Origin of the sequence: Enterococcus sp., from assembly GCF_022711995.1 — a bacterium.
Taxonomy (GTDB): domain Bacteria; phylum Bacillota; class Bacilli; order Lactobacillales; family Enterococcaceae; genus Enterococcus_D.
In genome coordinates this window covers 1-11,832 of sequence record NZ_JALAHI010000117.1, presented here as the reverse complement: position 1 = coordinate 11,832, position 11,832 = coordinate 1, and the positions used below count along the sequence as shown (strand labels likewise).

The 11,832-nt window shown below is 43.8% G+C and carries 10 protein-coding genes and 1 pseudogene; 1 reads left to right on the top strand and 10 read right to left on the bottom strand.

From position 1 onward, the window contains the following. Window positions 1-68: 68 nt before the first annotated feature. On the top strand, window positions 69-1,766 hold the full coding sequence (efbA, locus tag Q0A12_RS11895; RefSeq protein WP_291292862.1) for a fibronectin-binding protein EfbA: 1,698 nt from the start codon (window positions 69-71) through the stop codon (window positions 1,764-1,766). Between the two features lie 368 nt (window positions 1,767-2,134). Here efbA and Q0A12_RS11890 read toward each other — a convergent pair whose 3' ends face one another. The 10 genes and pseudogenes from Q0A12_RS11890 to Q0A12_RS11845 form a co-directional block, all read right to left on the bottom strand. After that, window positions 2,135-2,623, bottom strand: a complete 489-nt coding sequence (locus Q0A12_RS11890; protein ID WP_291292861.1) for a pyridoxamine 5'-phosphate oxidase family protein — start codon at window positions 2,621-2,623, stop codon at window positions 2,135-2,137. A 13-nt stretch (window positions 2,624-2,636) separates the two neighbouring features. After that, on the bottom strand, window positions 2,637-3,554 hold the full coding sequence (locus Q0A12_RS11885; protein ID WP_291292860.1) for a helix-turn-helix domain-containing protein: 918 nt from the start codon (window positions 3,552-3,554) through the stop codon (window positions 2,637-2,639). A 307-nt stretch (window positions 3,555-3,861) separates the two neighbouring features. Beyond that, the gene (locus Q0A12_RS11880; RefSeq protein ID WP_291292859.1) at window positions 3,862-4,230 is read right to left on the bottom strand and encodes a DUF1801 domain-containing protein; all 369 of its coding nucleotides are present in this window, start codon (window positions 4,228-4,230) and stop codon (window positions 3,862-3,864) included. A gap of 30 nt (window positions 4,231-4,260) precedes the next feature. Continuing rightward, entirely contained in the window at window positions 4,261-4,938 is a 678-nt protein-coding gene (locus Q0A12_RS11875) for a carbonic anhydrase family protein (RefSeq protein WP_291292885.1), read from the bottom strand. A 149-nt stretch (window positions 4,939-5,087) separates the two neighbouring features. Then, a complete protein-coding gene (pyrE, locus tag Q0A12_RS11870) occupies window positions 5,088-5,723 on the bottom strand; it encodes an orotate phosphoribosyltransferase (protein WP_291292858.1) in 636 nt (211 codons plus the stop codon). Further along, entirely contained in the window at window positions 5,720-6,439 is a 720-nt protein-coding gene (pyrF, locus tag Q0A12_RS11865) for an orotidine-5'-phosphate decarboxylase (protein ID WP_291292857.1), read from the bottom strand. Before pyrF ends, pyrE begins: the two co-directional genes overlap by 4 nt. A gap of 1 nt (window position 6,440) precedes the next feature. Continuing rightward, window positions 6,441-7,361 carry a dihydroorotate dehydrogenase gene (locus Q0A12_RS11860; RefSeq protein ID WP_291292856.1) on the bottom strand — a complete coding sequence of 307 codons (921 nt, stop codon included), beginning with the start codon at window positions 7,359-7,361 and terminating at the stop codon, window positions 6,441-6,443. Then, window positions 7,362-8,150 (bottom strand): annotated as a pseudogene (locus Q0A12_RS11855) (dihydroorotate dehydrogenase electron transfer subunit); the annotation flags it as partial. 10 nt (window positions 8,151-8,160) lie between these two features. Next, window positions 8,161-11,343: a carbamoyl-phosphate synthase large subunit gene (gene carB, locus Q0A12_RS11850; RefSeq protein WP_291292855.1), complete on the bottom strand. Its 3,183-nt coding sequence runs from the start codon at window positions 11,341-11,343 to the stop codon at window positions 8,161-8,163. Then, the coding region (locus tag Q0A12_RS11845; protein ID WP_291292854.1) for a carbamoyl phosphate synthase small subunit at window positions 11,344-11,832 on the bottom strand (489 nt) is incomplete at its 5' end.

The window sequence follows — 11,832 nt, the reverse complement described above, 5'->3', positions numbered from 1 at the left end:
TTGTTAGGCAGAAAAAACGACTCCAGACTGAATAAGTAAATAAGTTAGATAAGAAATGAGGGAAACAAATGTCCTTCGATGGCATCTTTACCCACTTGATGGTTCAAGAACTGCAAAAGGAACTTATCAATGGTCGGGTGAATAAAATTCACCAACCCTATGAGAATGAAGTAGTCTTCGTAATCCGTTCTCAAGGAAAAAATCACAAATTACTACTCTCTGCCCACCCGAGCTATGCTCGAATTCAATGCACAGAGGCCGCCTATTCAAATCCCGAAACACCGCCTACTTTCTTGATGATGTTGCGGAAATACCTAGATGGCGCAATTTTAGAATCAATCGAACAAATCGCCAATGATCGGGTGGTTCATTTCCATTTTACTCGTCGGGATGAATTAGGTGATCTGCAAAACTTTGTATTGATCGTTGAACTGATGGGCAGACATAGTACGATTCTCTTAATGAACCGTGCCACCGGAAAAATCGTTGACACCATCAAACACATTGGTCATTCACAAAATACGTACCGTACCTTGTTACCAGGGTCGGTTTACGTCGCTCCACCAAAACAAGACACAGCGAATCCGTATACTCTTAATCAAACAAAAGTTTTTGAGATGCTGTCTCGGCTAGAAGACTTAACGCCTAAAGTCTTGCAGCAGACTTTCCAAGGATTTGGCAAAGATACAGCTGATGAATTGGTCTATCGTCTGCAAGAACGCCCCAATGAAAAAGTAGCGGTCTGGGAAGATTTCTTTGCTGCACTGGCTGAGCCTGTTCCCACTTACCTTAAACTGGCCAATAAAGAATTCTTCACCCCCATTCCTTTTGACTCCTTGCTGGAAAAAGCGGACTGGCAGGAAACTTATGCAAGTTTGAGCGAGTTGCTTGATGCCTTTTATCATGAAAAAGCAGACCGTGATCGGGTAAAACAACAAGGCAGCGAATTGTTGAAAAAAATCGACAATGAGCTAAAGCGAAACAAGCACAAACTAGAAAAAAGACAACAAACACTGCAAGAATCTGAAAACGCGGAAGAATTCCGGCAAAAAGGCGAGCTGCTGACAACCTTTATGGCACAAGTGCCTCGTGGCGTCAATGAAGTGGAGTTAGCCAATTACTATGATGAAAACAAACCAATCAAGATTGCCTTGGATCCGGCTTTGACACCTAATCAAAATGCGCAGAAATATTTTCAACGGTATCAAAAACTGAAAAATGCAGTCAAATTGATCCATCAGCAAATCGCTGAAACAAAAGATGAGATTGCCTACTTAGAATCGGTGGAAGCACAGTTGGAAATTGCCGCACCGAAAGATCTCGCAACGATTCGTGAAGAACTTGCCGCTCAAGGGTATGTCAAAAATCGGACGAAACAACGGAAAAAGCAGGCACCTTCGCAACCGGAACGTTTTCGTTCTTCTGACGGCACGGAGATTCTGGTTGGAAAAAACAATCTCCAAAACGATCAATTAACCTTAAAAACAGCCCGCAAAACGGACTACTGGCTCCATACCAAAAATATCCCAGGGTCCCATGTGATCATTCGGTCGGATTCTCCAAGCGAAGAAACCATCTTGGAAGCCGCAGAATTAGCGGCCTACTTCTCGAAATACCGCCATTCCGCCCAAGTACCTGTGGATTTGGTGCAAGTTAAGCACATTCGCAAACCAAATGGCGCAAAACCCGGCTTTGTGATTTATGAGAATCAGACGACTTATTATGTCACACCTGAGGAAACCATTTTGGATTTAAAACAAAGCTAACAGCGTTCTTTTGCTGATATTTTTTAAATCTGGCGAAGACGAAACAAATCATGAGCCACTTACGGATTGTTCTTCTCACTCCTTCTCGGCGATCAATGAGAATGGGGTGTGTTAGACACTTGTAAGTGGCTCATGTTTTACGGGAAAATACAAAGTATTTTTTCGGCAAATCTGTCGAGCCCTTCCACCATAACAAAAAGACTGTGACATAAGCCATCATCCAACAAGTGAAACCGCATCATATGCTGGTGCGATGATGGAATCCTCGGACTTTTGCGACGAGGAGCCACTGCACCGCAAGAACAATACTAGTACTGTTCGGATAGTGTTACTTGAGACTTATGGCACAGTTCCTACATTGTTGATGGTTAAATCGTATCGTTTTGATCGATCATGCGCTTATTTTCAAAATCAAAATGATAGAGTTTCTCCCAGTGATTGATATTCAACGTTCCTTTGGTTAATCGAATGGCCAGAAAACAACAGCCTTGATCCTCTTCATTATTGACTTCATCGTACCAAACAAACGCCTTGCGAATTTTCTTTCTCAGTTCTGCATTTTTGGGGTCCAAGACCCACCCTAAATTTTCTCCGGATCCATTAGCGGTAAACCATTCGCCACAGACTGCAACAGAAACTTCGGGATTCGCTTCAATTTGTTGGATTTTGTTGGAGCTTTCATGGGTCGATACATAAAAGACTCCATTCTCATAATAAGCATCGACATCCCGTACCATTGGTCGAGGCAAGCCATTTTCACCGGAACTGCAGGCAATCGTTGCTAAAGAAATCAAATTGTCTTTGTTGTTACCAAACTTTTCTTCCAGTAATGCCAAGCCCTCATCATATTTCATCATCTGCTCTTCCTCCTTAAAAATTTTCTCGCATTTTAAAAGGGATCCACAATTCAACAATCATGATCTCTGCTTGTGATGGTTGATACAGCTCAGGGAAATAGCCATCCGCTATCAAACCTTGTTTTTTTAGCCAAAAACGAGTATACCTCATTGCCTTCCCCATCCCGACGATCATTTGTGCTTTGGTAGTTTCAAAGCTGCAGACAATATAGTCACGAGCCGGCAGCGTCCAACGGGTCAGTCCTATTAGGTCCATATCGAGGGTATCAGCGCCTATTTCTGCACCGACGAAATAACTCGAATAACCTGCTGGTGCCTCTCCTGGATAGGAAACACCAATCAGCGTCCCTTCTCGCAAAAACCGGGGATTCCTGCAAGCTTGAAAAAAATCCTGCCAAATCTTTTCAACTGGATCAATGCCGGTTCTTTCCCCTAACATTTTGCCGTACTTGAAAGGATAATACCCAACGACACCACCGAAAACCCTCGGGTGATCCATGGATTTTTGCTGCATTGCTAAGACGACTCCTTCACTAATCAACGGCTCCCCTTCCTCTACCACTATATGGCTAAGAGATAAATCAGGTTTTTCAAAATTGTGGAGGGGGATTTGGTGCTTCTGGTAGTAGGAGGGTGAAATAGCATAGACTTCTTTAAACGACCGGGAAAAAGAAATCGGATTGTTGAATCCCACATCAAGGGCGACATCAATGATCCGTCGCTGGGTATCTTCTAAATACATTACCGCTACTGCCAAACGGCGTAACTTGATGTACTCTCGCACGGAAATCTTTACTAATCGCGTGAATAACCGTTGATAATAAAACGGCGACAAAGCCGCAACTTTTGCTAACTCGTCAATTTCGATGGTTTCGGATAAATTTTCTTCAATATGGTCGAGTGATTTTTGGATGGCTTCCCAAGCATACATCGCGTTCACCTTTCTGATACTATAAAAGAAACAGCGAAAAAAAGCTTAACGCCCTCTGCTCTTTTTCCTAAAAAAAATTTCGAATGTGTATTAATTCACAATCATTTATCTTTTTGAACGAATTTTCGTTTGCTTTCCGCTAGTTTAGCATAATTCAATCGGCGTTGTCTGATAATCACGAATTTAACTTCATTGAAGCAAAAAAAAAGACGTCCCATACGTCTTTTTTTTGCTATTCAAATTTATTCCTATTTAGTGACTAATTAGTGATTAATTAGCAATTATTTAACGACCACTTAGTGACTGCCTAGCGCCAAAAGGTTTGAAACTCTGCTTTGTCTTCGATGTTAAAACGGATGATGTCGAAGATCAGCTTTTCGTCAACCGGCTGATCCCACAAAATACGAAAAATGTTTTTTGTTTGCGAGTAACCACTTGCTTCAATGCGCGGATGGAACAGGGCCATCGTTTTCACTTCCGGCGAGACCGAGAAATGTTTTTTCGAGCTGCTAACACCTAAAATGAAGGTTCCATGATCCGTAAACATCGGCTGATTCCAAGCAATTCGGGCCTGCAAATCCGGAAATTCAGTTAAGATATGTTCAAATAACGGCTCTAGAACTTTTCGCTGCGCTTCTGACAATTCCTTTGTTAGGTACTCTTGAAACGGATTCATTTCGTAGCCTTCCTTTCATTTCCTCGTCTATCAATAAAAGTAAATGGGCCGGTCTTTTCGATCTTGCAACGGACGATTATTGTTTTCCAAAACTTCTTCACGAAATTCTTGAATGAAGCGACGGCTCATCTCGCCTACCCAATCAAAGACAAACCAATTGATGGGGCCTTTGGTCGGTGGAGTGGTCAAAGAACCCACATAGTGAAAATGATGGGTCATATCTGGTAAAAACATGATCGGATCGAACCATTGGGTATGGTTTTCAAAATCCCAAATGCTATCGTCTTGCTGATTACAGATCCAGTTTAATTTATCTGTCAATCGGAACAAAATCCCCACGACTAAGTTTTCTCCTTGCTCATTCATATGTACCAAATGAAATTCAAGTTCTTGCTGCTCATCATCGATGATATGCTCAGAAGGCATATGAAAATGAATATCTGTCAAATAGTAGTTAATGCCTTGAAAGGTCACATAGCTTTCTTTATTATATGGCACAAAATGGATCGTGTTTTTGAATTCTTTTTCAGTAAAGCGTTCCCGATGATAATGGAAGCTTAGATCCTCATCCACAGGTTCCTCGGTATCATCATGGTAAAGCGCAATTGGCGACTGCAATGGAAACTCGGCGCCTTCTGCATACCAGTCGCACAATGTGTGCCAATACTCGGGACCATTTTCCCCAGAATAACTCCATGGAACATCCATATTTCTTTTCACTAAAACTGCCTCCCTATTGAAACTGACGGTCTTGCAACTGTCAGAAAACTTTTGCTGAATCGTAACAAATCGTATCAGAAAAAAGATAAAAATAAAACGAATATGCTCTTGGATTCCTCCAGGCATATTCGTTATTCTTACTTACCAGTCCAAGTTTGAGGGGATTGTTTCCATTGCTGCAATAATGCAATATCTTCTTTTCCAATATAATCTATCTCTAATGCGGTATCGATCATGGTGGAATAGTTGGTCAAGGTTATTAATGGAAGCTGTGCTTTCTCAAAATTGGCTACTCCTTGAGGCAACTCGTAAGTGAAGATTGCTGCGACGCCTAGAACATTCGCGCCTTCGCGAGTTGCTGCTTCACAGGCCTCTAGCACACTGCCGCCGGTAGAGATTAAATCTTCGATCACCACCATCTTTTGACCTTCTGTGATACGTCCTTCGATTTGGTTTCCTTTGCCGTGATCTTTGGCTTTGCTACGAATGTAAACCATCGGTAAATCAAGAATATCTGCCACCCAAGCTGCGTGAGGAATCCCAGCTGTAGCTGTTCCGGCAATCACTTCGACTTCTGGAAACCGTTCTTTGATTTGTGCAGCTAATCCATTGGCAATCGCTTTACGTACCGCAGGATAACTCATGGTCATGCGATTATCACAATAAATTGGGCTTTTGATGCCACTTGCCCAAGTAAAAGGTTCATTAGGGCGTAAAAATACGGCTTCGATCGTTAAAAGGTCTTTGGCAATTGCTTTACTGATTTCTGTCATTGATTTGCTTCCTTCCATGCTTGTTTGATTTCTTGATAAGTGGCAAAAGGTGTCGCCGATTGCGTGATTGGTCGACCGACCACAATCGCAGAAGAACCGATTTGTCTAGCCACTTCTGGAGTTACGATTCGTTTCTGATCGCCAGCGTCACTTCCGGTGGGACGAATGCCCGGAGTTACGCACATAAAGTCTTTGCTGGTCGCTGCCTTGATAGCTGTCGCTTCTTGTGCGGAACAAACGACGCCGTCTAAGCCTGCTTTTTCTGCACATTGGGCATAATGCCGGACACTTTCTTCCAGTGAAACGGCAATCAGCTGATCTTGCTGCATTTGTTCTTCGCTAGTAGAAGTCAGCTGTGTGACAGCGATCAACAACGGAACATTTTGTCCTTCCTTGGTGCCATTTTGCAGTCCCCGCTTCGCTGCTGCCATCATCTCGATGCCTCCCGCTGCGTGTACGTTGGTAATCGCAACCCCAAGATCGGCTAAACGCGCCATGGCCCGCTCGACAGTGTTGGGAATATCATGAAGTTTTAAGTCTAAGAAAATATCATGGCCCAATTCTTTTAACCAGCGAACAATTGCTGGCCCTTCTTGATAAAAGATTTCCATGCCGACTTTAACAAATAATTTTTCTGTTTTAGGAAATTGTTCTAAAAACAGCTCAATTTCTTTTTTACTGGGGAAATCCAGTGCGATTATTGGTCGTTCAATCATCTTAATGCCCCTCTCTTACTTCCTTGATCAGCTGCGCCAAGGATTCGATGCCTAATTCTGCCATTCGTACTGGCAATTCTTCGATCAGCCTTGGACAAATATAAGGATCGGTAAAATTCGCCGTACCAACAGCCACCGCACTTGCTCCGGCTAAGTACATTTCTAACACATCATCCACCGTCATGACACCACCCATGCCGATGATCGGCAATGAAGACACTTGCGCAACTTGTTTGATCAGCCGAATTGCCACCGGCTTGATGGCTGGGCCTGAAAGCCCACCGGTCTGGTTAGCCAAAATAGGACGGCGAGTTTTCAAATCGATGCGCATCCCCAATAATGTATTGATCATTGTGAAACCATCGGCACCACCGGCTTCTATTGCTTTGGCGATGGGCACGATATCGGTCACATTTGGCGATAGTTTGACATAGATCGGTACTTGGGAAACGGCTTTGACCGCTTGGGTCAGTTCTTGCGCCACTTGAGGATCGGTACCAAAAGTAATACCCCCATGTTTGACGTTTGGGCAAGAAACGTTTAATTCAATCGCTTTTACATTCGGTGCCTGACTGATTTTCTCACAGACAGCGATGTAGTCTTCTTGGGTGGAACCAGCCACATTGGCGATGATCGGCAGATCTGGATGCTTTTGCGCTAACTCTGGCAAAATCTCTTCCATGACTACTTGAAGGCCAGGATTTTGCAAGCCAATCGCATTCAACATGCCGCTTGGTGTTTCAGCCACTCGTGGTGTGGGATTGCCAAAGCGTGCTTCTGGAGTCGTAGCTTTGATCATGACCGCTCCCAGCTGGCTGATGTCATAGTATTTGTTGTATTCTGCGCCAAAACCAAAACAGCCGCTAGCTGGCATAATGGGATTTTTTAGAGACAATCCCGGTAATTCTACAGCTAAAACCACTTAAATAACCACCTTTCCAGCTTGAAAAACAGGGCCTTCGTCACAGACTTTGACACTTTTAGTCCCTGTTGGATCATCGGCTTTGTGACAAACACAAGCATAACAAGCGCCGATGCCGCAAGCCATGCGAGATTCCAATGAAAGCTGTACATTGGGATGGTCTTGGAAAAGCTGCTCAACCGTTTTTAACAAGCCATTGTTGCCGCAGGCAAAGACAGCCGTAGGTTTGCTATCGGCTGCTAACAATAGATTACCGACATTCCCTTGAACGCCATAGGTGCCATCATCCGTTGCGATTCGTGTATCCCCAAGAGCTTGAAACGCCTCTTCATAATACATCACTTCTGAGCTAGCAAATCCCAGAAAATGAATCGGCCGTACGCCTTTTGCGACTAATTGTTTCGAAAGTTCGTAGAGTGGTGGAACGCCGATACCACCACCTACGATAAAAACAGTCTCATCTTTTTGTAAATCTTCGATTTGAAAGCCATTCCCCAAAGGGCCTAAAACATCCAGCTGATCCCCGCTTTGCAGATGGGAAAACCGCTTGGTACCCTCCCCTTCTGTCCGATAAATGATGCGACAACTTTGGGTTTCTTGGTCGATCCAGCTAATGCTGATAGGTCGTCTCAAGATAAAGGCATCATCCGGTACTCGGATATGGAGAAATTGCCCCGGAGAGGTCATTTCTTGTACAAGGGCACCAGAGAGGGTCATCTCATAGATTCGCGGTGCAAGGGTACGTTGCTTGGTAATCGTCATAAGTTCTTGTTTCATGAGCTGTTTTCCTTTCTGACTGCTAAATTGCTTTGGTGCTGAACCCTCTTGATTCCATTACTTGAAGAATGGCATCAGCGGTATCTAATGAAGTAAAGAGCGGCACTCCATGCTCAACTGCTTCTCGGCGAATGATAAAGCCGTCTTCAGTAGCCTTTTGACGATTTTTATCCATTGTATTGACTACTACTTGCGTCACGCCTTTACGGATCAGATCAACGCCAGTCTCGTCTTCTGTTTCCGAGATTTTCGCTACCCGAGTAACTGGTAACCCGTAGTTTTCAAAGTAATCGGCCGTTCCTTTTGTCGCTAAGATTGAGAAGCCGATTTCGAAAAAGCGTGCAGCTAATTCAACTGCTTCTGCTTTGCTTTCATCCGCTACGGTAAAGAGAACTTTTCCAAATTCCGGAATGTGCAACCCAGCTGCTTCAAATGCTTTGTATAAAGCTTTTTCCAAGTTTTTGTCTGAACCCATAACTTCACCGGTTGACTTCATTTCTGGTCCTAAATACGTGTCGACTTTTTGTAGCTTGGTGAAAGAAAAGACTGGTGCTTTGATATGAACTTCATTTGGTGTTGGATAAAGACCATCTCGATAGCCTAGATCTGCTAACTTTTCTCCTAAAATTGCTTTTGTCGCAATCTGTGCCATTGGAATTTCTGTGACTTTACTCAAAAATGGAACGGTTCGGCTCGCCCGAGGATTGACTTCAATGACGTAGACTTTTTCTTCATGGATGACAAATTGGATGTTCATCATTCCGACACAATTCAGTCCTAATGCTAAACGCTTCGTATAATCTTCGATGGTAGCAATCGTCGCGGCAGATAGGTTTTGTGGCGGATAGACTGCCATCGAGTCACCCGAGTGGACCCCTGCCCGTTCAATGTGTTCCATGATACCCGGAATCAGAACCGTTGTGCCATCACAAATCGCGTCAACTTCACATTCTTTCCCGACTAAGTACCGATCGACTAAAACAGGATGTTCGGGAGAAGCTTTTACTGCATGCTTCATATAGTCTTCAAGATCCGCTTGGTTTTCCACAATCTCCATCGCCCGACCACCTAAGACATAACTTGGACGAACAAGGACTGGATAACCGATGCGATTAGCGATCGCCACGGCTTCTGTGGTATTTGTAGCGGTATCTCCTGGAGGTTGCGGAATAGCTAATGCCTGTAACGCTTGTTCAAAGAGATCACGGTTTTCCGCTCGATCAAGGTCTTCGATGCTAGTACCTAAGATGTTGACACCTGCTGCCACTAACGGCTCCGCTAAATTGATTGCTGTTTGACCGCCAAATTGAACGATGACACCAATCGGTTGTTCCAATTCGATCACATGCAAAACATCTTCTAATGTCAATGGTTCAAAATACAATTTATCGGAAATCGAGAAGTCTGTCGAAACGGTTTCCGGATTGCTGTTCATGATAATGGCTTCATAGCCCGCAGCCTGAATCGCTTTGACCGAGTGTACTGTTGCATAATCGAATTCCACACCTTGACCGATGCGGATCGGACCAGATCCTAAGACTAATACAGATTCTTTTTCACTGCGAACACTCTCGTTTTCAAACTCATACGTACTATAGAAGTAAGGCGTTGCCGACTCAAACTCGGCGGCACAAGTGTCCACCATTTTGTAGACGGGAATCAATTGATTTTCCTTACGGAGGTCTCGAATCTCTTGTTCTGTCATTTGCCATAGTTCTGCGATCTTTTTGTCCGTAAACCCATTTTGTTTTGCTCGTTTTAAGGTTGCCAAATCTTGAACATTTTCAGCAAGTTCTTGTTCGATTTCGTAGATGTGCAGCATTTTATCCAAGAAGAAAAGATCGATTTTGGTCATTTCATTTAATTCTTCAATCGCATAGCCGCGGCGAATGGCTTCCATTACATAGAATAAACGGTCATCTTGCGCTTTGATCACCTTATCGATCAAGTCATTGTCTGAAAGCTGTGCTAATTCTTTCATTTCAATATGATGCGTGCCGATTTCTAATGAGCGCACAGCCTTCAGCAAAGATTCCTCGATATTCCGACCGATAGCCATGACTTCACCCGTGGCTTTCATCTGTGTCCCTAAACGGCGTTCACCGGACTCAAATTTATCAAAGGGCCAGCGAGGGATCTTGGCTACTACGTAATCCAATGCCGGTTCAAACTCCGCATAAGTGGTTTCTGTGACAGGGTTTTTCATTTCATCTAATGTCAAACCAACAGCGATTTTAGCTGCCAATTTCGCAATCGGATAGCCTGTGGCTTTACTTGCCAGAGCAGACGAACGGGAAACCCGAGGGTTCACTTCAATCACATAGTAATTAAAGCTGTGAGGATCAAGGGCTAATTGAACATTACAGCCGCCTTCGATTTTCAATGCGCGAATGATTTTTAAAGAAGCATCCCGCAACATTTGGTATTCATGATCAGAAAGAGTTTGACTTGGTGCAAAAACGATTGAATCTCCCGTGTGAATTCCGACAGGATCAAAGTTTTCCATGTTGCAGACAACGATGGCATTATCAGCGGAATCTCGCATCACTTCATATTCGATTTCCTTGTAACCGGCAATACTGCGTTCGATTAAACATTGCGTCACTGGTGACAGTTTCAACCCATTCTCAGCAATTACCCGCAGCTCTTCTTCATTATTACACATTCCGCCGCCAGTACCGCCCAATGTAAAGGCTGGCCGAACGATGATTGGATAGCCGATTTTCTTGGCAAAAGTGACTGCTTCTTCCACTGTTGATACGATCTCTGATTCAGGAATTGGTTGATTCAACTCTTCCATTAATTGCTTGAATAGGTCCCGGTCTTCTGCTTGATCAATCGCTGCTAATTTTGTTCCCAGCAACTCGATTTCCAACTCATCCAAGATCCCGGAATTGGCTAATTCCATCGCCATATTCAACCCAGTTTGACCGCCTAATGTTGGCAAGATCGCATCGGGGCGTTCTTTTCTTAATATACGGGAAACAAATTCAAAAGTGATTGGTTCAATATAGACTTTGTCTGCAATTTCTTTATCGGTCATGATCGTCGCTGGGTTTGAGTTGACCAGCACAACTTCATAGCCTTCTTCCCGCAGGGCTAAGCAGGCTTGCGTTCCCGCGTAGTCAAATTCGGCTGCTTGGCCAATAATGATCGGTCCAGAACCGATAACCATGATTTTCTTAATATCTGTACGTTTTGGCATTTAGTTCTGCTCCTTCCATGCATCGATCATTTCTAAAAATTCATCAAATAAATGTACGCCATCATGTGGTCCTGGTGCAGCATCTGGATGATACTGAACACTGAATGCTGGGTAGCGACGATGACGGACACCTTCAATGGTTCCATCATTGACTTCCACATGAGTGATGATCAGTTTCTCTTGATCAATCGATGCTTCTGCTACTGCAAAACCATGGTTTTGTGAAGTGAAATCAATTCTTCCTGTAGCGATTTCTCGAACGGGATGGTTCAATCCTCGGTGACCGAATTTCATTTTGTAAGTATCCGCCCCATTGGCTAAAGCAAACAACTGATGCCCTAAACAGATACCGAAAATCGGCACTTTTCCTTGGATTCCTTGAATCATTTCGATGGCTTCAGGGAGGCTTTTCGGATCACCAGGTCCATTGGTTAGCATGACGCCATCTGGTGCAAGATCCAAAATTTCCTGTGCGGTGGTATTGTAGGG

Excerpts from the sequence above, each read along its gene's own strand:
- Q0A12_RS11890 (WP_291292861.1), bottom strand. The coding sequence starts at position 2,623 with ATGATGAAATATGATGAGGGCTTGGCATTACTGGAAGAAAAGTTTGGT.
- Q0A12_RS11880 (WP_291292859.1), bottom strand. The coding sequence starts at position 4,230 with ATGAATCCGTTTCAAGAGTACCTAACAAAGGAATTGTCAGAAGCGCAG.
- Q0A12_RS11875 (WP_291292885.1), bottom strand. The coding sequence starts at position 4,938 with ATGGATGTTCCATGGAGTTATTCTGGGGAAAATGGTCCCGAGTATTGG.
- efbA (WP_291292862.1), top strand. The coding sequence starts at position 69 with ATGTCCTTCGATGGCATCTTTACCCACTTGATGGTTCAAGAACTGCAA.
- carB (WP_291292855.1), bottom strand. The coding sequence starts at position 11,343 with ATGCCAAAACGTACAGATATTAAGAAAATCATGGTTATCGGTTCTGGA.
- pyrF (WP_291292857.1), bottom strand. The coding sequence starts at position 6,439 with ATGATTGAACGACCAATAATCGCACTGGATTTCCCCAGTAAAAAAGAA.
- pyrE (WP_291292858.1), bottom strand. The coding sequence starts at position 5,723 with ATGACAGAAATCAGTAAAGCAATTGCCAAAGACCTTTTAACGATCGAA.
- Q0A12_RS11885 (WP_291292860.1), bottom strand. The coding sequence starts at position 3,554 with ATGTATGCTTGGGAAGCCATCCAAAAATCACTCGACCATATTGAAGAA.